Origin of the sequence: Nocardia spongicola (assembly GCF_047200775.1) — a bacterium.
Lineage (GTDB): Bacteria > Actinomycetota > Actinomycetes > Mycobacteriales > Mycobacteriaceae > Nocardia.
The window spans coordinates 34,589-60,107 of the sequence record NZ_JBJZOO010000013.1; the positions used below are offsets into that span (position 1 = coordinate 34,589).

Below are 25,519 nucleotides of genomic sequence, written 5' to 3' on the forward strand. Positions count from 1 at the left end.
ATCCGGCCACGGCCAACCGCCTCCGCGGTGCGGCCGTGGCCGGATCGCGATCGAGGCCGGGCCCGCTCCGGTCAGGGTCGTAGGATCGATACCAGGAATTCGGTCTGGTCGTGTACGGCCTTTTCGAAGGTTTCGTCGAAGTAGATGCCCAGATGTCTTACCGGATAGTGCTTTACGATCGCGTGCTTGGTGCGCTCGGCAGCGCGAAGGGTGGGTTTCAGCGGGGTGATGGTGTCGTTGTCGCACAGCGCGTACAGCACGGGCATCTTCAGTGCCTTCGCGCGGCGGCCAGGCGCGTCGAGCAGTATGGACAATGACACGCGCGCAGCCACTTTCGGCTGATAGGTTTCACTTTCCTCGGCCAGCCTGCGGAAGCCGTCCGGTACGTCGGGTCCGCTCATCAACGCGGCAGCGTGCTTGGGCCCGGCCAGCCGAATACCGATGGGCCTGCGCAGAATCGGCCCGAGCAGCAGATCGGTTGCCGCGTAGCAGATGACCTTGATCAGGCTGATCGGCCCCTTCGCCCTGGCGGAGGCCTTGCCGCTGGTGAACGGTGCCTGCGCGACCACAGCAGCGATATAGGCATCGTCCGGCGCCACCGCGAGCACATGTCCACCACCGAACGAGGTGCCCCACAAAGCGATTCGGGTCGCATCGATACCGCGTAGCGTCCGCGCGTACGCGATGGCTGCATGCCAGTCGGCGCGTTGGCGAGCGATGTTCAGCAGCTGGCGCGGCGTACCTTCACTGGCGCCGAAATGCCGATAGTCGAATATCAGGACCGCCATCCCCGCGGCGGCGAATCGCCGTGCGTACCGGTCGAGCCCCATTTCCCGATTGGCCCCAAGGCCGTGTCCCATCACCACGAGTGGGCGGGGTTTCGGTGCGCCGTCCGGGCGATAGAGCCACGCCGCGCACTGTTCGCTTCCGGAGGGGAAGCTGACCTCGACACGTTCCATGATCAATAACCGTACCCAGTATCCTGTTCTCGCGGACGAGTTGGTCGGGCGGTCGCGGCGTCGGGAACGGGCACGATTGTGTCGCTGCCCGATGTCGAGGAAAGTCCGGACTCCACAGAGCAGGGCGGTTGCTAACGGCAACCCGAGGTGACTCGCGGGAAAGTGCCACAGAAAACAGACCGCCCACGGTTCTTCGGAGCCGTGTGGTGAGGGTGAAACGGTGCGGTAAGAGCGCACCAGCGTCCCGGGTGACCGGGACGGCTAGGTAAACCCCGCCCGGAGCAAGGTCGAAGGTCGCACCGCTCGCGGTGCGGCTGCGCGGGTGTTCGAGGGCTGCTCGCCCGAGCCCGCGGGTGGACTGCTCGAGGTACCCGGCGACGGTGTGCCCAGATGGATGGCCGCCCCCCGGTGTCACTGGGGACAGGATCCGGCTTACAGACCAACTCGTCCGTATCCCGGAGCGGAGCCGACCACGGGAGATCCCCCGGTCGGTCCGTTCGTCGCGAGGACAGACCGTGCAAAGGTTGCTATCGCGTGGACAATAGGTGTGGGAATCGGCGAGTTACGTGATCGGCATGTCGTTTGATCCATTGCGGATCGGTAACACAAATAGTGGCCGCTCAGCTGATCGGAGCGGAATGCGAATACTCCGAGAGGAGAGTCACATGTCGGACCCTGTACACAATGACACAAGGACGGACCCCTCGAAGCAGGATCGCTCTGCGGGTTTTCCGGACCGTGCGCGGACAACGCGCAGCCATGCCGGTGAGGCCATACGAGATGGCTATAACATTCCCGGCCTCATTTTGATCGGTCTGGGAGTTTTAGCCATCGGCGGGGCACTGACCGCAGCAGGCTACGGATTCGCCGGCTGGGCGGTAGTGGCTACTGTTGCCGCCCTGGTGTGCGGTATTGCCGGGGTGGTTTGGGTGCTGTTGGAACATCGGCGAGTCAAGCATCGTGAGGGCTTGGCTCTGCGTGATCAGCAAGGTCACTGACCCGGACCGCTCGGTGGAGGCTTATCGGTGGCCGGTTTCGCTGGGTCGGCGCAGTCGGGAGATGGGGCGGTAAGGGCCCCTTCGTAAGCGCAGGCACCGATCGCGGGAATCGAATCAGCACATCAGCGCGGCCATCTGGTAGATAGCCCTGGCTTCCTCCATGCTGGGCTCGGTGGCGCCGCCCGCTCGTTCGACGATGTTCTGGACCGCTTCGTCCTCGGATCCACCTGCGGCGAGATCGGCGCAGGTCCCGGACAGGATGCTCGCGATTTTCGCATCGTCCTTGCCTGCGGCGAACTGCGGGAACGCGCTGTGGAAACTGACGATGAAGGCACCGGCCCGCACCTGATCTATCCGGGTGGAGGTAGCCGGTGCCGCCGCTGCGGCGCTGGTAGTGGCGGAGGTGGCGTTGTCGTCGGCTTCGCCATCTCCGCAACCGGTGAGGAACAGAGTGAAGAGGGTGGCGCCTGCCGCGAGCGCGCCGATAGTTCTTTTCACGCAGCAGGATGCTAGCCGCCCACACTCGTCGGCGCCTGCCGGCCGGAGCGCAGCAGGCGACGACGAGCGGGAAAGGATCGTTCGGTCAGGTCGGGTTGATCACGAAGACCTGAGCCCAGTACGCCGCCTGCTCCGGACCGAGCAGTGGCAGCAGGTAGTCGAACAATATCGATGACATCCGTGAGGCTCCCCATTATCGACGTGCAAAACACTTTCGCAAGTGCGGGCGAGCGCTGCCCACCCCGGCGGCCACGTTAGCAGCGTAGGCGTGGCTGTGTCGCCACTGGAGCATGCCGAGGGCTCGATGCGCGCGGAACTGGCTTTGATCGTGATCAACGTCATAAAGTAGATGCCGTTGGTTCAGGGTCGGCGCCGGGCAGCGCCGGGCCGTTCGTACTTCGATTGCGGGAAGCAGGTCTCAACACATATGCGAGTAGTTCGCTCCATGGTCGCCGGTGCATTGGTCGCAGGCGCCGCTTCGGTTTTCGCGGTCCTCGGTGCCGGGTCGGCAGGCGCGGTAGCGGTGAGCCCGTTACCGGGTGGGATTCAGGTCGATCTCAGTCCCGCCGACACGATGTGGGTGCACCAGAACAATATCGGTTCGGCTATCGCCGGGCTGCCGCATCCGTCCGCCGCCTCGTTCGGTCAGGCATTGGGTGCGGCGGCGCAGGTATCGTCTTCGGTGCCGGGTGGCCGGGTCACCTTCACCGTTTTCGGGCCGTTCGATCAGTTGAACGGCACCATGCTGGCATTGCAGTAGGACCGGCGCCGTAGCGTGGAAATGCCGCACCGGATCGTCTCGGCACCAGTTGATTTCGGCGCCCTGCGGTCCGAGTTCGGCTTGGTCTCGGCATACCCTGCCGAGGCAGGCGCGGAGGCCGGTGCGGTGGTCGACGCGTTCGCCTGCGACCGGGTCGATCGCACGGACATCCCGTTCGTGACGATCGACCCGCCCGGGGCCATGGATCTGGACCAGGCCTTGTATCTCGTACGGACCCGTACCGGCTTCCTCGTGCACTACGCCATCGCCGATATCGGTGCGGTGATCACTCCCGATGGCGCGCTCGCCGCGGAGTCCGGAATGCGGGGGCAGACGTTTTACTTTCCCGACGCCGCCGTGCCGCTGCATCCGCCGGCCTTATCGGAAGGGGCGGCAAGTTTGCTGCCCGGGTGTACCCGCCCGGTCGCGCTGTGGACCATCGAGCTCGATGCACGGGCTGAACCACAGCGGTACTCGGTGGTCCGGGCTTTGGTGCGTTCCCGTGCCCGGTTCGACTACACCGGCGTGCACACCGATGCCGAGCGCGGCAGGCTGCATCCCGCGATCGCGGCTCTGCCGGAGTTCGGTCGCCTGCGCATCGAGGCGGGGCTGGCACGTGGTGCGATCGGTCTGCGGTTGCCCGCGCAGTGCGTGGTGCGTGACGAGACAACCGAGGGGCACTGGCGGCTGGTGGTGCGACCACGTACCGATGCCGCGGAGTGGAACGAGCAGGTCTCGCTGCTGACCGGGATGTGCGCGGCCAGGATCATGATGGACGGGGAGGTGCCCGCCGCGCGGCGACTCGCGGTGCTGCGCACCATGCCGCCACCGGCGGAGTCCGCACTCGATTCGATGCGCCGTACCGCGCATGCGCTCGGTGTGGCTTGGCCTGCCGAGGAAGCGGCTGGACGGATACTGGCGCGGCTGGATCCAGGCAGCCCAGCGACGTTGGTGCTGATGTCGGAGGCGACGACCCTGCTACGTGGTGCTTCCTACACTGTGGTCGACGGCGCGACCGGCGAGTCTCCTGGGCAGGAAACATTGCGGCACAGTGCTATCGGTGCGCTGTACGCGCATGTCACCGCGCCACTGCGGCGTTTGTCGGATCGGTTCGCGACCGAGATCTGCCTGGCCAGGTGCGCGGGTGCCGAGGTACCGCGTTGGGTGCGCGAAGGCCTGCACGGTGTGGCAGGCACCATGCGGCGCAGCGACGGGGTGGCGAGCAAGGTCGACCGCGCCTGTATCGATCTGACCGAGTCGGCTGTGCTGGCAGATCGAGTGGGCGCGGAATTCACCGCCGTTGTGGTCCGTGAGGCCACCGCCAACCGGCCCGCCATGATTTTCATCTCCGATCCGCCGGTGCTCGGGCCCTGTACCGGCGACCCGCCGGAGGGTGCGGCGGTGCGGGTACGGTTGTCGTCGGCGGATCCAGGGGAGCGGAAAGTGATCTTCACCTATCCCGCCTGATGGCATGGGAAGCGTTGTGGCATGGCGACTCCACCCGATTGCCCAGTGGAGGCTATCCGAACAGGAGCGCGGCAGTAGCCGGGTAGCGGCTCAGCTCGCGTCCCGCCGCGGCGTCCTCGACAGCCGCCAGGGCCTCGTAGAGCGTGGTGTGCTCGCCTGCGGAGGCGGCATCGGCCGCCCTGCGGAGAATGGCCTCATGTGACTCCACCGCGTCCCGGTGCTCGCCGAGCACGGTCTGCAGCTTTTTGGCGTGCTTACCGAGGTCGGTAGCGCGCTTGCCGATCGTCGGCTCCGCCGCTTCACACGAATAGCGCAACCGTTTGGCGCTTTTGCGGATATCGTGCAGCAGTTCGACGCGTTCGCAGGCCGCGACCGTGTGTTCGGCGCTGACGAGGGATTTCACCCGGTCGAGGTCATGGCGCAATACGGTGTCGAAGGCCGCCACCGCCTGTGCCGCGGCGCGGGAACGGCGCAGCGGCGCAGCGGTGTGCCACTCGGCCAGTTCCGCGCACAGTTCGCGGTAGCGCTCGCTGTGCAATGCGCGCAGGATCTCGCTGTGCGCCGCGCGATAACGATCCCGCTCGGCATCCGCCAGACGTGCGGTAGCGGCGTCGAGCTCAGCGGGCGGGGTGTGTTCGGCGTGCTCGGCGAGCAAGGTGGTGAACCGGTCGGCGCGCACCTCGGCATCGCGCGCCTCCCCGAGCAGACCCGCCAGCCACTTGAGTTCGGTGCCGAGCGCGGCGGCCGGTTTTCTGCGCAGCAGCCCGCGATAGGACCGCAGCACACTGCGCAGCCTGCGGGTGGCTACCCGCATCTGATGCACGGAGTCCGGTGCGTCGGCCCGCACTTCGGGCTCGGCGGTCAGGAGCCGGTCGATGTCCTGCCTGAGGGCGGCACCGAGGGCTTTGCCTGCTGTGGGCACAATACTCACCCCAGCTTCGCGAATCGGTCGGTCGCTTCGATCAGATGATGGACGATACCGGGTTCGGTAGCCGCGTGTCCGGCATCGTCGACAATGTGCAGGATCGAACCGGGCCAAGCCTGGTGCAGCTCCCACGCGCTCACCGCTGGACAGACGATGTCGTGGCGGCCCTGCACGATCACCGCGGGGATATGAGCGATAGTGTCGATATCACGCAGCAGTTGGCCCTCATCGAGGAATCCACCATGGCGGAAGTAGTGGTTCTCGATTCTGGCGAAAGCCAGCGCGAATCGGGGTTCTGCCATGTCCGTGACCCGATCCGGCTGCGGCAACAGCGAACTCGTCGCGCCTTCCCAGCTGGACCAGGCGATCGCCGCCGCATGGGCGACCTGTTCATCGGGGGAGTGCAGCAGCCGGTGGTAGACCTCGACGAGATCCTGGTCGCGTTCGCCCTCAGGAACCGGCGCGAGGAACTTCGCCCATTCGTCCGGATAGACGTACCCTGCCGCGCCGTTGTAGTACCAGTCGATTTCCTTGCGGCGTAACAGGAAGATGCCGCGCAGTACCAGCTCGGTCACCCGCTCGGGATGCCGTTGCGCATAGGCCAGCGCGAGCGTGGAACCCCATGAGCCGCCGAACACCTGCCAGCGCTCGATGCCCAGATGCGCGCGCAAGGTCTCGATATCGGCGATCAGGTGCTGGGTGGTGTTGTGCGTCATGGTCGAATCGTCGGACAGGTGCGGGGTGGAGCGGCCACAACCACGCTGGTCGAACAGCACGATCCGGTAGGCGGACGGATCGAAGAACTCCCGGTGGTGTGGTGCGGTGGCGCCGCCGGGTCCGCCGTGCAGGAAGACCACCGGTTTGCCCGCCGGGTTACCGCTGACTTCCCAATACACCGACTGACCGTCACCGACGGCCAGCATGCCGGAGTCGTATGGCTCGATCTCCGGGTAGCGCGTACGCATCCGATCGTCTCCTATCAGAACGCGAGCCCGGAGGCCAGGTCGGGGAGCTCCAGCGCGTCAAGGGCTTGTCGCCGCACATCGGGGCAGCTTTCGCTGGTGAGGCGGTCGATGATCGGTTTGTCGGCCAGCACCGTGGCATTGATGGCGCCGTTGACCAGCGCCCACTCGTGCACGAGCGCGTTGAGCCCGATCTTGCCAAGTGTCGGTCCTTGTACCCGCCAATTGGACAGTTCCGGCCGGATCATGTCGCACAGCCTGACCGCTGCCGCGTCGGAGACCTCCGGGGCGGCCTCCGTACTGCGGCCGGGACTCGTGTTCGGTGTCGTCGCGGTCGATTCCGTGGTCGTCGGCGCGGGAGAACTCGTTGTGCTGCCGCTGGGTGCGGGGGCAGGCGATTCCGGGCCGCACGCGGTCGAAACCACGGCGGTGAGAACGCTCGCCACCAGCAGGGTGGTGCGGGAAATCCAACGGCTGCTCGGCATCGGTACCTCTGGTTGTGTCGGTATTGTCGGTATCGAGTCTGCCATTGATCGCCCCTGCCGGCCGGTGATGTCTGCTTCGGTGGGAATAGTTCCGGCGGAACCGCCCGGGTGGCTCGATCGGCAACTCCCGGACTACGGGGCGAGGCAGGCCGTGGTGTGCCAGGGCGAGTGTTATCAGCGGGCCGGGCTGATCTCGACGCCAGGTGCCTTCTCGGCTCTCGCCTTCGGGTGAGGTGTTCCGCGCGATACGGGTCGTGCGGTGCGCGGCGGCACGGCCGACCGGGCAGTGCGGCAGGTGTACGCACCGCCCGGTCGGCTCAATATTGCGTTCTTCGCGTGGAAAGTGTCGTTCAGAAACTGTGTTCGGGGCCGGGGAAGGTTCCGCGACGCACTTCTTCGGCGTAAGCCGTTGCCGCGGCACGCAATTCGTCGCCGATACGGCCGAAGCGTTTGACGAATTTCGCTGTCTTGCCGCTGGTGTGGCCTGCCATGTCTTGCCAGACCAGTACTTGGGCGTCGGTATCGGCGCCCGCGCCGATACCGACAGTCGGGATGGTCAGCTTGCGGGTGATCTGTCCGGCCAGCTCGGCCGGAACCATCTCCATGACCACGGCGAACGCGCCCGCTTCCTGTACCGCGATGGCATCGGCGATCAGCTGTTCGGCGCCGTCCCCTCGGCCCTGCACGCGGAAACCGCCCAGGCTGTTCACGCTCTGCGGGGTGAAGCCGATATGCGCCATCACCGGAATACCCGCCGCGGTGATCCTCGCGATCTGTTCGGCGACGCGCTCGCCGCCCTCCAGCTTCACCGCGTGTGCCCCTCCTTCCTTCATGAACCGGGTCGCGGTAGCCAGCGCCTGTTGTGGCGAGGATTCGTAGGTGCCGAACGGCAGGTCGGCCACGACCAGTGCCTGTGCTGCGCCGCGGACCACACCACGGACCAGCGGAATGAGCTCCTCGACGGTGATAGGCACGGTGGTGTCGTAGCCGTATACGACATTGGCCGCCGAGTCGCCGACCAGTAGTACGGGGATACCCGCCTCGTTGAACAGCCGGGCCGAGGAGTAGTCGTAGGCGGTCAGCATCGCCCAGCGTTCTCCCGCGGTTTTCATCTGCTGCAGGTGATGCACCCTCGTCTTACGCACAGTCTTCTCGGGCTCGGCGGGGGCAGTACCGTAGGCAGGGGTTTCCGAATCTGATACGGACATCATCGTCCCTTTCGTGTGTCTCCTCGGGGCCCGTGCGGGTCCCCGGGTTGGTGTCACCAGGTTCAGTCTGCCACCGGTTCGCGTCTAGCTTAAGGCTGGCCCACGATGCCGTTGGTCACAACAGACGGATCCTGTCGAAGTCGTCTTTCCACAGGTGAATAGTAGGTCGACGGGTGCATCCGGCAATCCGGGTAAACCGGCACATCGGGGCCGGGATCATTCCTCTCTTTCCGTGTGCGCGGCCCCGGTCGGCCATCGGCGAACAGGGCGGGAAGATGATGGCAACGTGGAGGCGGCTGCGGTGGAACACTCCTTACTGGATCGTCGTTCCATCCAGCCCGGGCGATCGGAGTGCAGCCTATCTCCACCCGAGGGCAATCATGTGACATGAATCATGGTTTCGCGGAGCATGGCCCCCCTTTTCCTGGGGATATGCCTCTGATGGTGGTCGAGTTCCGGAGGTATCGAAAGTTTTCGCGTTCGGAGTGGAACCGCTGGAAGCTGTGTGACGTCGAATCTCAATGAATGGTACAGAGCTGGGACTCGTCAGAATGGTGAGGCGGCTCAATTACTCGAGTCATGGGGGTTTGTATGGAACGTGTTACGAATCCGGCTCCTTGGGGCCGGGGCGGCAGGCGTTCATGTATCGACTGGATGGGTCGAAGTCGTATTCCGGTGGCGATGTCGCTTCGGTATGTCGCGAGAGTGGCCGGCTGTCGACAGCAAGGCGATCCCTGAATTAGTAGCTGTGGGGAACCGTATATCGCTGTGAAACCGGATAGCGCCTCGGTCGACGCGACCTGTACAGGTTCGATCCGATATATGAATACTTCGCTCAGTCTTGTATCTCTACTTTTCGGGGAGGGGTCTCGTTGTGGACGGTCGAATCAATAACAGGCTACATGTAGAGTTTCCGATTTGATGGTGTATCTTATGGCCGTTTCGCTCGTGGCATTATGCCATGCGCGGAATGTCTTAATTTATTGTCTCGAGGGGGTGTAGTGACGGCATTTTTTATCGACTGATGTGACTATGAAAAATCTGATGAAGTGGAGATTATGAGATGGAAATCAGCAAGTTTATTGCCACTGGTGCTGTAGCGGTGGCGCTGGGGGGCATTGCAACCGGTTTCGGTGCTCAGGCGGCTCATGCTGCGGGGTACCAGGATCCGATGAGCCTCGGGAATCCTTTGTCGGCGAGCTCGTCCCAGGCCTCGTGCGATGTGGCTCAGTCGGTTTCGGCTCGCGAGAGCATGGATATCGTCGCGGAAGTGTTGGACGGGACGCCGAGGTTGTCACCGATTGCGGGACCTCCGGCCAAGCAGGCGGGACCTCCGGCCAGGCAGACTGCACCCTGGCAATTGCGTTGCAAGAAAGCCGTCACCGGTTGGGCTCTGTATCAAGCTCACGGTGTGCTAGTCTGCGGTCCGGTTGCGGTGGTCAATCCTGTCGCTGGCCTGGTGTGCAATCTTGTGAAGGGTGCGGGTGGCGGGGCGATCGACTTCAACAAACTGTGTGACGACTAGCTGTGCGAGTTCCATATGTTTAATTCGGAGGTGGGAGCAGGGTGGGCTTCTGGCAATTTATCGTCAGGCGGAGGAAATTTAGTGAAATATACAGCTTGCCTTTCTGGGCTGAATATTTGACTATGGCTTTTGTTGTGTCTGTGACATTCTCTGGTGTTATCTATGTGCTAGGCAATGCTCATCCCATCGTCCGATATGGTATCGCCGCTATTGCGGCCGCCACGCTCGGCCTTCCGGCTCAGTACGGGGTGTACCGTAAATTTCACCGTGCATCGAGATCGAACCGATAGGTGCTTGGTGTGCCGATGTGTCGGTCAGCGATAGGAAGAATGAAATTCTGCCTATCGCTGACCGACCGTCGAGAATGTTTCCCGACCGGCCGGTGAGGTTCCATGGTGCCTGCCTGCATCGGTGCCGACCTTGTCCGATGGCAGTATGCAAGATATGTCAGTAGTGCGGTATGGGCGCAATGCAGTCGTGCTGGCGGTGCTTGTTGCAGGATGCGCGAGTACCCCGGCTGAATCGAGTCGTCCGATGCCCCCGCCGCTCGCTGGGCTGGCCAAGTTCTATGAGCAGCCCGTGCAGTGGGGGAGCTGCACCGGATTCGGTGGACCGACCGACCGTCTTCCGCCGATCGCGCAGTGCGCGCGGATCACGGTCCCAGTGGACTATGCGGCACCGGACGGACCGACTGCACAGATCGCGATGTCCCGGATCAAGGCGACGGGACCACGGATCGGTTCGCTGCTCGTGAACCCGGGCGGGCCGGGGAGGTCTGGTCTGAGCATGGTATGGCTGGGTAGCAATACCGCACTGGCCGAGCGCTTCGATCGGATCGGCTTCGATCCACGCGGTGTCGGCTCCTCTGTTCCCGTGATCGTCTGTCAGACCGCGCAAGAGCAGGACGCTGAGCGTGCCGAGCCGCCGGAGGACTACTCGCCGGAGGGGATCGCGGAAGCCGAGGCGGACAATCGTCGGTACGCCGAGCGCTGTGCCGAGCGGGTCGGTGAGGACTTCCTCGCCCATGTCGGCACGCGCGAGGTGGTGCAGGATATTGATGTCATGCGGGCTGTATTGGGTGATGACGCGCTCACCTATCTCGGCTATTCCTATGGCACCAAGATCGGTTCGGCCTACGCGGAGAAGTTTCCGGACCGTGTGCGCGCGCTGGTGTTGGACGGCGCAATTGATTCCGCGCAGGACCCGGTGCAAGAGTCATTGCGGCAGGCTGCCGGCTTCCAGAAGGCGTTCGACGCCTACGCCGCGGACTGTGCGCGTGAGCCCAGCTGTCCGCTCGGCGGCGATCCGGCTCGAGCGGTGCAGCGGTTCCGTGAGCTGGTGGACCCGCTGTGGGACAGGCCGGTGCCAACTACTGACCCACGCGGGCTGAACTACGGTGACGCGCTTACGGGTATGAGCCAGGCGCTTTACACCGACCAACTGTGGAAGCGACTCACCAGGGGACTGTCCGAGTTGCGCGACGGACGCGGTGATACCTTGCTGGAACTGGCCGACTTGTACGGCGGTCGTTACCTCGACGGTACCTACGACAACAAGATCGACGCGTTCAACGCTATCCGGTGTGTGGACGATCCACGCATCACCGACCGTGCCGTCACGGCCAGGCAGGATGCCGAATACCGCAAGGCCGCGCCCTTCTTGGATGACGGTCGCGGTACCGGAGCGGCGCCACTGGAACTGTGCGCTGTCTGGCCGGTGCCGAACACCAGTCGACCGCATCGGCTCTCGGTGCCGGGGTTGCCGGAGACGGTGGTGGTGTCCACAACCGGTGATCCGGCGACGCCGTATCAGGCCGGTGTCGACCTGGCCGACCAATTGGACGCCGCGCTCATCACGTATCAGGGCAGCGGGCACACAGTAGTACTGGTGGCCGGTGAGTCGTGTGTGGACGATGCGGTTATCGCCTATCTGATCGACCTCACCGCACCTGAGCCGGGACTCACCTGCTGATTCCCGCGTTCGAAGCGGTTGCCGCGGTGCGATCAGGGCCGGGAAGAACGCACACCACAGCCGATCCGGCTGTGCGGAGTTCGCCGAGAAAACCCGCTCGGAAATCTTAAGCGTGTATGTAACACGGATTTAACGCCAGGTGCTTACGCTCGCGGGCATGGATCGCCAGAAGGAATTCGTGCTGCGGACGCTCGAAGAACGGGACATCCGCTTCGTGCGGCTCTGGTTCACCGATGTCTTGGGTTACCTGAAATCCGTCGCGATCGCTCCCGCGGAGCTGGAAGGAGCGTTCGAGGAGGGCATCGGCTTCGACGGCTCGGCCATCGAAGGCTTCGCCCGGGTCTCGGAGGCCGATATGGTCGCCCGGCCGGATCCATCGACCTTCCAGGTGTTGCCCTGGGCCAGCAGTAAAGGGCACCAGCACTCGGCGCGCATGTTCTGCGATATCGCCATGCCCGACGGGTCCCCGTCCTGGGCCGATCCGCGGCATGTGTTGCGTCGTCAGCTCAACAAGGCCGGGGATGTGGGCTTCAGTTGCTACGTGCACCCCGAGATCGAGTTCTTTCTGCTGAAGAACGGTCTGCAGGACAGTGGTGCGCCGGTGCCCGCCGATACCGGCGGGTTCTTCGATCAAGCTGTGCACGACTCGGCGCCGAACTTCCGCCGCCATGCCATCGATGCGCTGGAATCCATGGGCATCTCGGTGGAGTTCAGCCATCACGAGGGCGCCCCTGGCCAGCAAGAGATCGATCTGCGCTACGCCGACGCGTTGTCCATGGCCGACAACGTGATGACCTTCCGCTATCTGATCAAGGAAGTCGCCATCGACGAGGGGGTGCGCGCGACCTTCATGCCGAAGCCCTTCGCCCAGTACCCCGGCTCGGCCATGCACACGCATATGAGCCTGTTCGAGGGCGAGACGAACGCCTTCCATGATCCGGACGACCCGATCAACCTCTCCGCGACGGCACGGGCGTTCATCGCGGGCATCCTCGAGCACGCCTCGGAGATCAGCGCGGTCACCAATCAGTGGGTGAACTCCTATAAGCGGCTCATCCACGGCGGTGAGGCGCCCACCGCGTCCTCATGGGGACGGTCCAACCGCTCCGCTCTGGTACGGGTACCGATGTACACGCCGAACAAGTCGTCCTCGCGCCGGGTCGAGATTCGTAGCCCCGATTCCGCGTGCAACCCGTATCTGTCCTTCGCCGTGCTGCTCGCGGCCGGTTTACGAGGGATAGAGAAGGGGTACACACTTCCTCCGGAAGCCGAGGACGACGTATGGTCGCTGACCGCGGCGGAACGGCGCGCGATGGGTTTCCGGGAACTGCCGGGCTCGCTGGACGAGGCGCTGCAGGCGATGGAGCGCTCCGAGCTGGTCGCCGAGACATTGGGTGAGCACGTGTTCGACTTCTTCCTGCGCAATAAGCGCAGGGAGTGGGCAGACTATCGCAGTCAGGTCACGCCGTTCGAGATCCAGGAGTACCTGGGGCTGTGACCAGAGGGGCGCCGGGCAGCGGTATACGCGTGGTGTCGGCCATGTAATTTGAGAACTATGGTTCGGCCACCGTCTGCCCGCTCTGCGGTCCCCGGGGTGGGCCGGCTCGGATTGCTCGAGCCGACCGCCGCTGCGTCGCTACATGAATTGGGCTGGGACAATCTCGAGAGTATCCCGGTGCTGTGGGCGCTATCGCGTGCGCCGGACGCCGATCTGGCATTGCACACGCTCATGCGGCTGCGTGCGGAAATCGGAAACGGTTGGGCAGCTGTCGATTCGGCGATCCGCGAGGATACGTCCTTGCGCGGCAGGCTGTTCGGATTACTCGGCGCTTCCAGCGCTTTGGGGGATCATCTCGTCGCCAGGCCATCGGCCTGGGAGATATTGCGCCGCAAAGATTTACCGGAACGCGATGAGGCCGTCGCCGATCTGCTCGCCGTGGTCGACGCGGAGCCAGAACAGGGCCCCTGCGCTGCGCCGATGCTGTTTCGTGCCGGAAACGCTGGCCCCGATGTGGTGGCGTCGCTGCGCACGCGGTACCGCGATCAGCTGATGCTGCTGGCCGCGCTGGACTTGGCGGCCACCGTGGAGAACGAACCGGTGTTGCCGTACCAGGTGGTCAGCAGGCATCTCACCGATCTGGCCGACGCCGCTTTGACCGCGGCCTTGGCCGTCGCGGTCGCGCGGGTGTGCAAGGACGGTCCGGTGCCGGTGCGGCTCGGCGTGCTCGCGATGGGCAAAAGCGGCGCGTGCGAGCTGAACTATGTCAGCGACGTCGATGTGGTGTTCGTGGCCGAGCCCGCCGATAACACCGCGACCCGGCTGGCGGCTGAGTTGATGAGTGTGGCGAGCCAGGCCTTCTTCGAGGTCGACGCCGCACTGCGGCCGGAAGGCAAGGCCGGCGCCCTGGTACGTACCTTGGACTCGCATATCGCGTATTACAAGCGGTGGGCACGCACCTGGGAGTTCCAGGCGCTGCTGAAGAATCGGCCGGTTACCGGCGATCTCGCTCTCGGTGAGCAATACCGCGCCGCGCTGATGCCGATGGTGTGGTCGGCGGCGGAGCGTCCCGATTTCGTTCCCGATGTCCAGGCGATGCGCAGGCGGGTGGAGGACTTGGTGCCCGCCGATATGCGCGAGCGCGAACTCAAACTCGGACAGGGCAGCTTGCGCGATGTCGAATTCGCGGTACAGCTCTTGCAATTGGTGCACGGCCGGGTGGATGAGACCCTCCATGTGGCGAGTACTGTCGAGGCGCTGACCGCGCTGGCGGCGGGCGGATATGTCGGACGTGACGACGCGGCGAATCTCACTGCTTCATACGAGTTCCTGCGCTTGCTGGAGCACCGACTGCAGCTGCAGCGTCTGCGGCGTACCCACACGCTGCCCGCTGCCGAGGATCAGGAGGGGATGCGCTGGCTGGCGCGTGCCGCGCATATCCGCCCGGACGGCAGGCAGAACGCGGTGGGGGTGCTGGCCAGTGAGATTCGCCGGAATGCCCTACGAGTGCGGCGCCTGCACGTCAAACTGTTCTACCGGCCGCTGCTGGAATCGGTGGCGCGCCTCGACCCCGATGCGCTGCGCCTGAGCCCGGAGGCGGCCGTCCGGCAGCTGGCCGCCCTCGGCTATGTGGCGCCGGAACACGCGCTCGGACATCTGAAAGCGCTGACCAGCGGGGTGGCCCGCAAGGGCCGCATCCAAGCACTGCTGCTTCCGACCCTGCTCGAATGGCTGGGCGAGACCCCGAATCCCGATGCCGGACTGCTGGCCTACCGCCGGGTGTCGGAGGGGCTCGCCGATCAGACCTGGTTCCTGCGTGTGCTCCGCGACGAGGGGGCCGTCGCGCAGCGGCTCATGATCGTGCTCGGCTCCTCGGAATATCTGCCCGATCTGCTGATCAACGCACCGGAGACGATCCGGATGTACGCCGATGGGCCCAGTGGCCCGTTGCTGCTCGGACCCCGGACGGAAGAAGTCGCGCGCGGTATCCTCACCGCCGCCGCTCGCTACGAGGATCCGAGACGCGCCGTAGCCGCGGCCCGCTCACTACGCAGACATGAACTGGCGCGGGTGGCCTCGGCCGATCTGCTCGGCATGCTCGAGGTACCGCAGGTGTGCCGGGCGCTGTCCGCGGTATGGGTAGCGGTGCTGGAGGCGTCGCTGCGTGCGGTGATCCGGGCTACCGAAGCCGAGCGGGGTATGCCCGCGCCCGCTGCTCTCGCGGTTATCGGCATGGGCAGGCTCGGCGGGATGGAGCTCGGTTACGGCTCGGATGCCGATGTGCTGTTCGTCTGTGACCCGAGGCCGGGAGCGGACGAGGCCGAGGCGGTCAAATGGGCGATCGGGGTGGCCGACCGGGTACAGCGTCTGCTCGGGGCACCGAGCACCGATCCGCCATTGCATGTGGACGCCGGATTGCGTCCGGAGGGGCGCAACGGCGCCCTGGTGCGCACCCTGGCCGCTTATGCCGCGTACTACCGGCAGTGGGCCCAGCCCTGGGAGATACAGGCATTGCTGCGCGCTCACCAGGTAGCGGGTGATCAGGAACTCGGGGTTCGGTTCCTGCATGTCATCGATGAGGTGCGCTATCCGAAGGGCGGGGTATCGACCGAGGCGGTGCGTGAGATCCGGCGGATCAAGGCCAGGGTGGATTCGGAGCGGCTGCCGCGTGGCGCCGATCCGGCCACGCACACCAAACTGGGGCGCGGTGGCCTGGCCGATATCGAATGGACGGTCCAGCTGCTGCAGTTGCGGCACGCCCATGAGGTGCCCGCGCTGCACAACACCTCCACCCTGGAATCGCTGGAGGTGATCGAGCGGACCGGACTGCTGGACACAGCCGATGTGGCGTTGCTGCGCGATGCGTGGCTCACCGCGACCAAAGCACGCAATGCGCTGGTTCTGGTGCGGGGTAAGCCGAGCGACCAGCTCCCCGGACCTGGTCCGCTTCTCTCGGCCGTCGCCAGGGTAGCCGGGTGGCCGACCGACGACGGCAGTGCCTTCCTCGACCATTACATGCGCGTAACGCGACGAGCGAAAGCCGTGGTAGAGCGGGTTTTCGGCGGCTGAGGCGGCAGCCGCGCCGAGGTCGGTTCCGCAGCTACCCGGTAGAGGTTCCGGATCAGAAACGACACCATCACGGGTCGGTAACAGTCGAGCCGATTTCTTATGCGATCATCTCGCTCGATTGGGAACATCCCCGATGTCGGTACCTCGATAGGAGTTTGTGTCTTGAGTGAATTTCTAGACACGGTGAATGGTTATATCTGGAGCGATGCGCTGATCTACCTGTGTTTGGCGGCTGGGGTGTACTTCTCGGTCCGTTCCAGATTTCTCCAGGTGCGGCACGTTCGGGAGATGGTCCGGTTGATGCTGCACGGAGAGAAATCTCCGTCGGGGGTGTCGTCGTTCCAGGCGCTGGCCATGTCGCTGTCCGGACGGGTCGGTACCGGAAACATCGCAGGTGTCGCCACCGCCATCGCGTTCGGCGGGCCGGGGGCGCTGTTCTGGATGTGGGCCGTCGCGTTCCTCGGCGCCTCGACTTCGTTCGTCGAGTCCACTCTCGGGCAGATATACAAGACGCGCGACCGCCTCACCGGTGAGTATCGCGGTGGCCCCGCCTACTACTTCAGCAAGGTGATGGCGCACACCCGTGCCGCTCCGCTGTTCCGGGTCTATGGCTTCGTTTTCGCAGCGGTGACCGTGCTTGCTTGCGGTTTGCTGCTGCCAAGTGTGCAGTCCAATTCGATGGCGGGCGCGATGAACAACGCCTGGGGTGTTTCGGAATGGGTCGTCGCGGTCGGTGCGGTTATCCTGCTGGCCTTCGTGATCATCGGCGGGGTCAAGCGCATCGCGGCGTTCGCCTCGATCGTGGTCCCGTTCATGGCGGTCGTCTACATCGCGCTGGCACTGATCATCGTGGTCGTCAACGCCGCGGAACTCCCAGAGATCCTGCGGTTGATCTTCGCCAGCGCATTCGGTGCCGATTCGGTGTTCGGCGCGATCATCGGCTCCGCGGTCATGTGGGGCGTCAAGCGCGGGGTCTACTCGAACGAGGCAGGGCAGGGAACCGGACCGCATGCCGCCGCGGCCGCCGAGGTCTCCCATCCGGCCAAGCAGGGCTTGGTGCAGGCCTTCGCCGTCTACGTCGACACCTTGTTCATCTGCACCGCGACCGGATTCCTCATCTTGTCCACCGGGGCCTACCGGGTGTTCGAAGGAGAGTCCGAGAGCGGTGCCGTACTGGCCGACGGCGGTGCGTTGCCCGCGGACGCCGGGGTAGGGCCGACCTTCGTCCAGGCTGGTTTCGATACGTTGTGGAGCGGTGCCGGATCGACCTTCGTCGCCGTCTCGCTCGCTTTCTTCTGTCTGACCACGATCATCGCGTACTACTACATGGCCGAGACCAACCTGCGGTTCCTGCTCGGCAAGTACGCACCGCTTCCGGTTCCGGTCATCCGCGGTACGGTCGGATCCAACTCCACGATCGTGCTGCAGGCGCTGATCCTGATCTCGGTGGTGGTCGGCGCGGTGTCGACCGCGAGCGAAGCCTGGACGCTCGGTGATATCGGTGTCGGCTTGATGGCCTGGCTCAATATCGTCGGCATTCTCATTGTGCAGCAGCCTGCCTACAAGGCACTGCGTGACTACGAGCGGCAGAAGAAGTCGGGTCTCGACCCGGTATTCGATCCGCTGGCCGTTGGTGTTGTCGGCGCTACGTTCTGGGAGACCTATCGTCCGACCGAGGACAAGGATCGGGTACAGAGCACGGTGTAACCCGACCGAGGGCGATACGCGGGCACGGTGACCGGGCTTTTTGCCTCCGGTCCTGCGGCGCCCCGATGCCGACGAGTTCGGCATCGGGGCGCCGCAGGACCGTTGGTCCATGATGCGGCTTCACGCCACGCCGCTTTCCCCGGCTTCGTCTACGCTCGACCGCATGCGTAAGTGGATGGACCGGGCTCTGCTCGGGGCGGGGTGGTGCGCTGTGGCGGTGGGTGCCGTCGGGATCGTGCTGTATTTCGGCGCCTGGCAGCGACGTGAGCTGGTATTGCTGGCGTCCGGGGCGTCGTACCTGATGATCGGCGCGGTGGTCGGTGTGGTGTTGCTGCTGGCCGCACGGGGGTGGCGCAGTGCAGTCGTCGCAGGCGTCCTGGCCGTGGCGGCGCTGTGGACGTTGATACCGGCCTTCGTACCGGAGGGGCGGGCCGCGAGCGGGCCGGGTATGACTGTCATGCAATCGAATCTGCTCTTCGGCGAGGCGGATCCGGCCGCGGTGGTCCGAGCTGTGCGGGGCAACCGGGTCGATGTGCTCACCCTCAACGAGTTGACCGACCTGTCGACCGAGCGGCTGGTGCGCGCCGGTTTGCTCGAGGAATTGCCCTATCACTACACCGAATCCACCCCCGACGGCGCCGTGGGAACCGGCATCTACAGTCGATATCCGCTGCGGGACAGCAAAAAATACGACGGCTTCACCCTGAACAACCTATCCGTGACGATGGACCACCCCGAACACGGACCGATCGTGGTCTTCGCTTTCCATCCGGTCCCGCCCGTGTTCGATTTCCATTCCTGGTCAGCGGAGATGCGTGCGATCCTGGAGATCTTGGACGCGCACAGTGGACCCGCCGTCGTCGGCGCCGATTTCAACGCGACCCGTGATCACGCGGCCTTCCGTGACTTGCTGCGTGGCCGTTTCGCCTCGGCCGCCGATCAGTCAGGGGCAGGCTTATTGCCCACCTACCCGGAAGATCGCCGCTGGGGTCCGGTGATCGGTATCGACCACATCTTGCTGGCCGATGCCACCGCGGAAGACCTGTATTCCCTCACTGTCCCCGGCTCCGATCACCGGGCACTCGTTTCCCGAGTTCGCTTCCACTGAAAGGAGATCCGGACAGAAGCGTACCGGTCTCAGCGCCTACCCTGGCGCGAGCACGGCGGAGTGGTTGTGCGGTACCTGTCCTCGTGAGCAATCGTGCCATGTGCGCAGCACAGCGGAGGGCGAAGGCGAACTCCGAGCCGATCTGTCCGATATAGGCGTGCCGAACAGATCGGCTCGTCGGTATTCGTAGGAGAAAGCCGTTACTGCCCGGTGAGATGCTTCTCCAGCCAGCCGACCACGTCGCCGAGCACCTTGTCCTGCTCGGGCTCGTTGAACACCTCGTGATACAGCCCCTCGTAGCGGAGCACGGTGAGATCCTTCGAGCCCACACCGCGTTCGACGATATCGGAGCTGGACGGTGCGGCTACCGCGTCGGCGGTGCCGTGCAGGACCAGCAGTGGCGCGGTGAGCGTCGCCAGCCGCTTCTTGACCAGATCGGTCGCGGCCAGCACCTCGGCACCGGTACGGACGGGCAGTGCGCCCCGGTAGACCAGCGGATCGTTGTCATAGGCCGATACCACGGCCGGATCCCGGCTGATCTGCGATGAATCCAGCTTCAACATACCGAGATCGGGGACCAACTTGCTCAGTATCGGTGCGAGCAGGCGCTGGACCGGGTTGCCCACCGGGATGTCCAGTGGCGGGGCGGACAGCACGATGCCCGAGACATCGATCGGCGCCCTGGTGGCCAGGTACAGGGTGATCAGGCTGCCGAGTGAGTGGGCGACCAGGAAGCGCGGAACGCCGGGGTGTTTGCCTTCGGCGATGCTCAGCATGGTGGCGACATTGTCCGCGGAGCCTTCCATCGAGCCGATGTTGGCCTTGCCGCCCGTGGACTTGCCATGGCCGATGTGGTCGAGCGCGTAGACCGCGAAACCCTGGGTGGCCAAACGTTGTCCGACGTGAGCGTAACGACCCGAATGCTCGGCTACACCGTGTACCAGGTCGATCACGCCACGGACTGTGCCCGTCGGTAACCAGGCGCGCCAGACGACAGTGCCGCCGACGCCGTCGAATGTGCCCGATTCGGTGCGGATCTCGGGTGCGGTGGCCGGATCGGTCTGCCCCGTATCGCTCGCCGTGGGCTCGGTGGTCATGCAACAACTCCTGATATCTGTGGCGTACTGCTTGCCGCGAGGCGTTCGATCAGCCGCCGGTTGAATATGATGAGGCGAGCGTAGTTGACTCGGGAAAGACGCTCATCGGTTCCATGGATCGAGGACAGATCTCTGTCTTCCAACACTATCGGTGCGAAATTGCACCGAGTGCGCACCAGATCGTCGTAGTGCCTGGAGTCGGTCGCGCCGGGAACTATACCGGTGGTCACCGCGATACCGGGCACGACGGTACGGGCGAGTTCGGCGATCAGGCCGAAAGCCGGTCCTGGGCCGGTAACGCGAGACGGTTCCGCGGCCATACCGTCCAGTTCTATCCGGACATTCTTGTCGCGCACTACTTTTCGGCAATGCGCTAGTACCGAGTCGATCGAATCGCCTGGCAGGATACGGAAGTTCACCAGTGCTTCGGCCTGCTGTGGCAATACGTTCGCCCGTACCCCGCCGCGGATCACAGTGGGCGCGGTGGTGGTGCGCACCAGTGCCTCGGTCTGTGGCCGGGTCGCCAGTATCCGGGTGAGCAGCGGCGCCGCGATACGGGTGAAGCCGAGCAGGTGCCCGCGTGGCCCTGGGATGGCCGCACGCAGTCCGGCCAGCATATCCGCGATCACCGGGGTCAGACGCAGTGGCATCGGATGATCTTGGATCCGGCTCACTGCCCGGGCGATCCGGCCGATCGCGGTCTGCCTGCCGGGCATGGACGAATGCCCACCGGCCTCGGTGACCGACAACCGGACCGTCGCATAGCCCTTTTCGCCGAGCATGATGGTGGCCACCGGCTGCCGTGCGCCGTCGACGATGCCCGTGGTGATCACACCTCCCTCGTCGAGTAGCAGATCCGCGTATACGCCCGCTTGCCGTAGGTGCTCGGCCATGCGTTCGGCGCCGTCTCCGCCGAAGATTTCCTCGTTGTGCCCGAAGGCCAGATACACCGTTTTCCGGGGCCGCAAGCCCGCGGACAGCGCCGACTCGACCGCTTCCAGAATGGCGAGCACACGGCTTTTGTCATCGATCGCGCCCCGGCCCCAGATGTATTCGTCGTCGACGACCCCGGCGAAGGGCGGATGAGTCCAGCGCTGCGGGTCGTCCACGGGGACCACATCCTGGTGCGCCAGCAGAATGGCTGCGACCCGGTCGGGTTCGTGGCCCGGCCACCGGTAGAGTCTGCTGTGCCCGAACCGCTGTAGCTCCAGCTCGGTATGCACCAGCGGAAAGGACTGCCGGAGGTGTGCGTCGAGGTGGTCGAACGCGGAATCGTCGGTATCGCGTGGATCGTCGGTGGATACGGTCGCGCAGCGTAGTGCGGCAGCGAGACGTTCAGCGGTCGGGTCGTCGACCGGCTCGGTCATCGGGCATCGGTGTGGACGGGCATGGGCACCCTCATATCGTCCCATATGGCGGCAATGTGAGGGATTGTTCTCTTGATGTCGCTACGGTGCGATGTGCTCGGGATGATTACTCTCGGTAGAACTGAACGCTACGGGGTGGACCGAGGCGGCCGGTGATATGGGTCTCACTGCGCTCGGTTCGATCGCGTGCCGCGGCCGGTAGCGATCGGGCTCGCCGTCCCATGGCGAAGTCGCCGCTACCTGAGCACTATTCTGAGAGGCATGGCAGCAGGCAAGCCCACCAAGGAAGCGAAGGCCGCGGCGAAAGCGGCCCGCAAGCAGCAGTCGAGGGAACGTCGCAGGCAACTGTGGCAGGCGTTCCAGATGCAGCGCAAGGAAGACAAGCTGCTGCTGCCGCTGATGATCGGTGCCTTGGCGGGCAGCATCGCTGTTTTCGCCGTCATCGGTGCGTTTTTCGGACTGACCTGGTTTCTGGTGCCGCTCGGCGTGGTGTCCGGCGCGCTGATCGCATTCATCATCTTCGGTCGCCGGGTGCAGAAGAACGTCTATCGCAAAGCCGAGGGGCAGGCGGGTGCGGCGGCCTGGGTACTGGACAATCTGCAGGGCAAGTGGCGAGTGAGCAACGGCGTCGCCGCGACCACACAGCTGGACGCGGTGCACCGGGTGATCGGTCTGCCCGGTGTGGTGCTGGTCGCCGAGGGGGCGCCGCAGCGGGTGAAGTCGCTCTTGGCCCAGGAGAAGAAGCGCACCGCCCGGCTGATCGGTGATACCCCGATCTACGATGTCGTCATCGGCGGCGACGAGGGGCAGATTCCGATCAAGGATTTGCAGCGTTACCTGACCAAATTGCCCCGCAATATCGATACCAAGCGGATGGACCTCATCGAAGGCAGGTTGTCCGCACTGAGCGCACGCAGCGGGCCGGCTCTGCCGAAGGGGCCCATGCCGGCAGGCGCCAAGATGCGTGGCGTGCAGCGGACCATCCGCCGGCGCTGACCGGTGACAGTGAGCGGCCCGTATTCCGATCGGAATACGGGCCGCTCGGCTGTTCCAGTGCTTCAGCTCTGGTCGAGAATGTCGTGGTCGAGACTTCGGCCCCGACCGAGTAGCCAGCAGGTCCGGTCGTAGGCAAGCGCGTGGTAGACGATGAGCACGATGGCGGAGACCAGCGCCGACAACGGTAGCCCGGCAGCCGACAATGCCGCGGGCCCGCCCCGGAACACCGTGAGTTCGAGTACAAGCCGGACCGCTCCGGGCGCTGTGATGTGCACCGCTGTGTTACGGCTCGGATCCCCAGGTATCGTCAGCGCCCTCCCAGAGGGCTGCGACAACTGTCGGCACCGCGCTCACCAGCACGAATTTCCAGGGTGCGCCGAATACTCGCAGGCTGGAGATCGCGAAGGAGGCCGGCACGACGAGCTAGAGGAGAAAGCGGAGGGCGAGGATTGCCGGACGCACAGGCACCGGCACGGCCTATCGGCGGGTGGTCAGGTATTCAGCGCGAATGCACCAGTGCTGTGCCGGTGGCCCGATCGTGCATGCCGCGCCCGTCGGCGTCGGTGAACAGTGCGGGCGCAACGAAGATCAGTAGTATCTGCCTGGCCAGTGCCCGGACGAATCCGACCGGCACCGGCGCATCGATGCGGACCGTTCGCAACCGTAGGAAGTACTGACCGGGTGTGAAACCGAACAGCGCCACCGCCACGACGCCGATGACGAACCAGATCAGCAGGGTCAAGCTCGACGCCGAGCCGCTGCGTGTGATGAACGTCGCGATGCCGAGCGCGATCATCCAGTCTACGAACAGGGCGGCGATCCGGCGGCCCATCCCGGATAGGGATCCCGCTCCGGTCTTCGGTAGCCCGAGTTGTTCCCCCTGGTACCCGAGGATTGCCGAATCGCCGGAATCCGTCGGAGGTCCAGAAAGCCAGGAACCGGTGATACGTGCCATGTGTTTCAGGATAGGCGCGCCGGAGCTGCGGGTCAGCACCGCATGAGCGGTCAGGCCCGGAGGTGGTAGCGGGGTGTGACCGGTGTCGGCGCGCACGGTGGACCCGGCGGGACTACCATGCTGTTCGTGCCCGGAGGTCACCTCCACCGGGCAAGCATACGTGTAACACTGGCGAAACACGGCCTTGACTGCGCGGAAACACGAAATCCATAGCGTCTGGTCGCGACGAACCCACGCAATCGACACGGGCTGGGAACCGATCCGTAAGGAGAACAAGTGACGTTCAGCACGGCCGACGAGGTCATCAAGTACATCGCTGACGAGGACATCGAGTACGTCGACATCCGGTTCAGCGACCTTCCGGGTGTGCAGCAGCACTTCTCGATTCCGGCGAAGGCGTTCACCACCGACCTCGCCGAGGAAGGGCTGGCGTTCGACGGTTCCTCCGTTCGCGGGTTCCAGTCCATCGACGAGTCGGACATGCTCCTGCTGCCCGATTTCAGCACCGCGCGCGTCGACCCGTTCCGCGCCGCCAAGACGCTGAACCTCAACTTCTTCGTGCACGACCCGTTCACCAGGGAGGCCTACAGCCGCGACCCTCGTAACGTCGCGCGTAAGGCGGAGGAGTACCTGCGTTCGACCGGTATCGCCGATACCGCGTACTTCGGTCCCGAGGCGGAGTTCTACATCTTCGACTCGATCCGCTACGACTCGGCCATGAACGGCGCCTTCTACGAGATCGAGTCGGTCTCGGGCTCCTGGAACACCGGCGCGGAGTTCGACCCGGACGGCGGCCGCAACCGTGGCTACAAGGTCCGTAACAAGGGCGGCTACTTCCCGGTCGCGCCGTACGACCACTACGTCGACCTGCGCGACAAGATCTCCACCAACCTGCAGAACTCCGGCTTCGAACTGGAGCGCGGCCACCACGAGGTCGGCACCGCCGGTCAGGCCGAGATCAACTACAAGTTCAACACCCTGCTCTCCGCGGCCGACGATCTGCAGCTGTTCAAATACATCGTCAAGAACACCGCGTGGGCCGAGGGCAAGACCGTCACCTTCATGCCGAAGCCGCTCTTCGGTGACAACGGCTCGGGTATGCATGTGCACCAGTCGCTGTGGAAGGACGGCAAGCCGCTGTTCCACGACGAGGCAGGCTACGGCGGTCTGTCGGATCTGGCCCGCCACTACATCGGCGGTATCCTGCATCACGCGCCATCGCTGCTGGCCTTCACCAACCCGACGGTGAACTCCTACCACCGCCTGGTCCCCGGCTACGAGGCCCCGATCAACCTGGTGTACTCGCAGCGCAACCGTTCCGCCGCCGTCCGCATCCCGGTCACCGGCAACAACCCGAAGGCCAAGCGCCTCGAGTTCCGCGCGCCGGACTCCTCGGGCAACCCGTACCTGGCCTTCGCCGCCATGATGATGGCCGGTCTGGACGGCATCAAGAAGAAGATGGAGCCGCTGGCCCCGGTCGACAAGGACCTCTACGAGCTCCCGCCGGAGGAGGCCAAGAACATCCCGCAGGCTCCGACCAGCCTGTCCTCGGTTATCGACCGCCTCGAGCAGGACCACGACTACCTCACCGAAGGCAATGTCTTCACCGAGGACCTGATCGAGACCTGGATCACCCTCAAGCGTGAAAACGAGATCGCGCCGGTGAACCTGCGTCCGCACCCGTACGAGTTCGAGCTCTACTTCGACGTGTAAGCCTTTCCGGGCCTCTGAACTGCGACGGAGCATCTGACCAAGGTCCTCCGTCCGCAGTAGGTTTCAGCGAGTCCATCCGTTCCGCGATCACTTCACCGATCGTCGAGCGGGTGGACTCGTCTGCGTTCGGGCACATATGCCGGTAGGTCACAATCTCGTGTGGGTGAGGAGAGTGATAAGAGCAGGATCGGATTGGACCTCCTCGCGCAACCGAAGCATCCGGTGTCCTCGATGACCTGCTCGGCGTGGAC

The 25,519-nt window shown here is 64.7% G+C and carries 22 protein-coding genes and 1 other RNA gene; 13 read left to right on the plus strand and 10 right to left on the minus strand.

Going from position 1 to position 25,519, the window contains the following annotated elements; genetic code table 11:
- Nucleotides 1–71 precede the first annotated feature (71 nt).
- A complete protein-coding gene (locus ACL02S_RS19395) occupies nucleotides 72–959 on the minus strand; it encodes an alpha/beta hydrolase (RefSeq protein ID WP_412803876.1) in 888 nt (295 codons plus the stop codon).
- Between the two features lie 36 nt (nucleotides 960–995).
- Here ACL02S_RS19395 and rnpB point away from each other — a divergent pair.
- Both rnpB and ACL02S_RS19405 read left to right on the plus strand, forming a co-directional pair.
- Nucleotides 996–1,410, plus strand: an RNA gene (rnpB, locus tag ACL02S_RS19400) — RNase P RNA component class A.
- Between the two features lie 214 nt (nucleotides 1,411–1,624).
- The gene (locus tag ACL02S_RS19405; RefSeq protein WP_412803877.1) at nucleotides 1,625–1,957 is read left to right on the plus strand and encodes a hypothetical protein; all 333 of its coding nucleotides are present in this window, start codon (nucleotides 1,625–1,627) and stop codon (nucleotides 1,955–1,957) included.
- 114 nt (nucleotides 1,958–2,071) lie between these two features.
- Here the strand turns inward: ACL02S_RS19405 and ACL02S_RS19410 are convergent, their stop codons facing one another.
- Nucleotides 2,072–2,455 carry a hypothetical protein gene (locus ACL02S_RS19410; protein ID WP_412803878.1) on the minus strand — a complete coding sequence of 128 codons (384 nt, stop codon included), beginning with the start codon at nucleotides 2,453–2,455 and terminating at the stop codon, nucleotides 2,072–2,074.
- A gap of 445 nt (nucleotides 2,456–2,900) precedes the next feature.
- On the opposite strand from ACL02S_RS19410, the gene ACL02S_RS19415 reads away from it, so the two are divergent.
- Entirely contained in the window at nucleotides 2,901–3,215 is a 315-nt protein-coding gene (locus ACL02S_RS19415; protein WP_412803879.1) for a hypothetical protein, read from the plus strand.
- Nucleotides 3,216–3,236: 21 nt separating this feature from the next.
- On the plus strand, nucleotides 3,237–4,682 hold the full coding sequence (locus tag ACL02S_RS19420) for an RNB domain-containing ribonuclease (protein ID WP_412803937.1): 1,446 nt from the start codon (nucleotides 3,237–3,239) through the stop codon (nucleotides 4,680–4,682).
- Nucleotides 4,683–4,734: 52 nt separating this feature from the next.
- Here the strand turns inward: ACL02S_RS19420 and ACL02S_RS19425 are convergent, their stop codons facing one another.
- Genes ACL02S_RS19425 through ACL02S_RS19435 form a run of 3 tightly spaced genes read right to left on the minus strand, consistent with a single transcriptional unit; the run spans nucleotide 4,735 to nucleotide 6,817 of the window.
- Nucleotides 4,735–5,613 (minus strand): CHAD domain-containing protein, encoded by an 879-nt coding sequence (locus ACL02S_RS19425; RefSeq protein WP_412803880.1) that lies wholly within the window; start codon nucleotides 5,611–5,613, stop codon nucleotides 4,735–4,737.
- Nucleotides 5,610–6,572 carry a prolyl aminopeptidase gene (gene pip, locus ACL02S_RS19430; protein WP_412803881.1) on the minus strand — a complete coding sequence of 321 codons (963 nt, stop codon included), beginning with the start codon at nucleotides 6,570–6,572 and terminating at the stop codon, nucleotides 5,610–5,612. Before pip ends, ACL02S_RS19425 begins: the two co-directional genes overlap by 4 nt.
- Nucleotides 6,573–6,586: 14 nt before the next feature.
- Nucleotides 6,587–6,817 carry a hypothetical protein gene (locus ACL02S_RS19435; RefSeq protein ID WP_412803882.1) on the minus strand — a complete coding sequence of 77 codons (231 nt, stop codon included), beginning with the start codon at nucleotides 6,815–6,817 and terminating at the stop codon, nucleotides 6,587–6,589.
- Here ACL02S_RS19435 and ACL02S_RS19440 point away from each other — a divergent pair.
- Nucleotides 6,816–7,286 (plus strand): hypothetical protein, encoded by a 471-nt coding sequence (locus ACL02S_RS19440; protein WP_412803883.1) that lies wholly within the window; start codon nucleotides 6,816–6,818, stop codon nucleotides 7,284–7,286. The two genes, ACL02S_RS19435 and ACL02S_RS19440, sit on opposite strands and share 2 nt — an antisense overlap.
- A gap of 118 nt (nucleotides 7,287–7,404) precedes the next feature.
- Here ACL02S_RS19440 and panB read toward each other — a convergent pair whose 3' ends face one another.
- Nucleotides 7,405–8,262 carry a 3-methyl-2-oxobutanoate hydroxymethyltransferase gene (gene panB / locus ACL02S_RS19445; protein WP_412803884.1) on the minus strand — a complete coding sequence of 286 codons (858 nt, stop codon included), beginning with the start codon at nucleotides 8,260–8,262 and terminating at the stop codon, nucleotides 7,405–7,407.
- A 1,063-nt stretch (nucleotides 8,263–9,325) separates the two neighbouring features.
- Here panB and ACL02S_RS19450 point away from each other — a divergent pair.
- The 6 genes from ACL02S_RS19450 (at nucleotide 9,326) to ACL02S_RS19475 (ending at nucleotide 19,140) form a co-directional block, all read left to right on the plus strand.
- Complete coding sequence (locus ACL02S_RS19450) at nucleotides 9,326–9,787, plus strand: hypothetical protein (RefSeq protein WP_412803885.1); 462 nt, start codon at nucleotides 9,326–9,328, stop codon at nucleotides 9,785–9,787.
- A gap of 435 nt (nucleotides 9,788–10,222) precedes the next feature.
- Nucleotides 10,223–11,758: an alpha/beta hydrolase gene (locus ACL02S_RS19455; protein ID WP_412803886.1), complete on the plus strand. Its 1,536-nt coding sequence runs from the start codon at nucleotides 10,223–10,225 to the stop codon at nucleotides 11,756–11,758.
- 157 nt (nucleotides 11,759–11,915) lie between these two features.
- On the plus strand, nucleotides 11,916–13,256 hold the full coding sequence (gene glnA, locus ACL02S_RS19460) for a type I glutamate--ammonia ligase (protein ID WP_412803887.1): 1,341 nt from the start codon (nucleotides 11,916–11,918) through the stop codon (nucleotides 13,254–13,256).
- A gap of 57 nt (nucleotides 13,257–13,313) precedes the next feature.
- Nucleotides 13,314–16,325 (plus strand): bifunctional [glutamine synthetase] adenylyltransferase/[glutamine synthetase]-adenylyl-L-tyrosine phosphorylase, encoded by a 3,012-nt coding sequence (locus tag ACL02S_RS19465; RefSeq protein WP_412803888.1) that lies wholly within the window; start codon nucleotides 13,314–13,316, stop codon nucleotides 16,323–16,325.
- 162 nt (nucleotides 16,326–16,487) lie between these two features.
- On the plus strand, nucleotides 16,488–18,032 hold the full coding sequence (locus ACL02S_RS19470; protein ID WP_412803889.1) for an alanine/glycine:cation symporter family protein: 1,545 nt from the start codon (nucleotides 16,488–16,490) through the stop codon (nucleotides 18,030–18,032).
- Between the two features lie 163 nt (nucleotides 18,033–18,195).
- Nucleotides 18,196–19,140 carry an endonuclease/exonuclease/phosphatase family protein gene (locus ACL02S_RS19475; protein WP_412803890.1) on the plus strand — a complete coding sequence of 315 codons (945 nt, stop codon included), beginning with the start codon at nucleotides 18,196–18,198 and terminating at the stop codon, nucleotides 19,138–19,140.
- Between the two features lie 200 nt (nucleotides 19,141–19,340).
- Here ACL02S_RS19475 and ACL02S_RS19480 read toward each other — a convergent pair whose 3' ends face one another.
- Together ACL02S_RS19480 and ACL02S_RS19485 are read right to left on the minus strand one after the other, a co-directional pair.
- Nucleotides 19,341–20,237, minus strand: a complete 897-nt coding sequence (locus ACL02S_RS19480; protein WP_412803891.1) for an alpha/beta hydrolase — start codon at nucleotides 20,235–20,237, stop codon at nucleotides 19,341–19,343.
- Complete coding sequence (locus ACL02S_RS19485) at nucleotides 20,234–21,604, minus strand: M20/M25/M40 family metallo-hydrolase (protein ID WP_412803892.1); 1,371 nt, start codon at nucleotides 21,602–21,604, stop codon at nucleotides 20,234–20,236. Before ACL02S_RS19485 ends, ACL02S_RS19480 begins: the two co-directional genes overlap by 4 nt.
- A 261-nt stretch (nucleotides 21,605–21,865) precedes the next feature.
- On the opposite strand from ACL02S_RS19485, the gene ACL02S_RS19490 reads away from it, so the two are divergent.
- Entirely contained in the window at nucleotides 21,866–22,600 is a 735-nt protein-coding gene (locus ACL02S_RS19490) for a DUF4191 domain-containing protein (RefSeq protein ID WP_412803893.1), read from the plus strand.
- A gap of 62 nt (nucleotides 22,601–22,662) precedes the next feature.
- Here ACL02S_RS19490 and ACL02S_RS19495 read toward each other — a convergent pair whose 3' ends face one another.
- Both ACL02S_RS19495 and ACL02S_RS19500 read right to left on the minus strand, forming a co-directional pair.
- Nucleotides 22,663–22,875, minus strand: coding sequence for a hypothetical protein (locus ACL02S_RS19495; RefSeq protein WP_412803894.1), 213 nt, complete (start codon nucleotides 22,873–22,875; stop codon nucleotides 22,663–22,665).
- A 224-nt stretch (nucleotides 22,876–23,099) separates the two neighbouring features.
- Complete coding sequence (locus ACL02S_RS19500; protein ID WP_412803895.1) at nucleotides 23,100–23,555, minus strand: RDD family protein; 456 nt, start codon at nucleotides 23,553–23,555, stop codon at nucleotides 23,100–23,102.
- 276 nt (nucleotides 23,556–23,831) lie between these two features.
- Here ACL02S_RS19500 and glnA (ACL02S_RS19505) point away from each other — a divergent pair, with 276 nt between their 5' ends.
- The gene (gene glnA, locus ACL02S_RS19505; protein WP_412803896.1) at nucleotides 23,832–25,268 is read left to right on the plus strand and encodes a type I glutamate--ammonia ligase; all 1,437 of its coding nucleotides are present in this window, start codon (nucleotides 23,832–23,834) and stop codon (nucleotides 25,266–25,268) included.
- Nucleotides 25,269–25,519 lie beyond the last annotated feature (251 nt).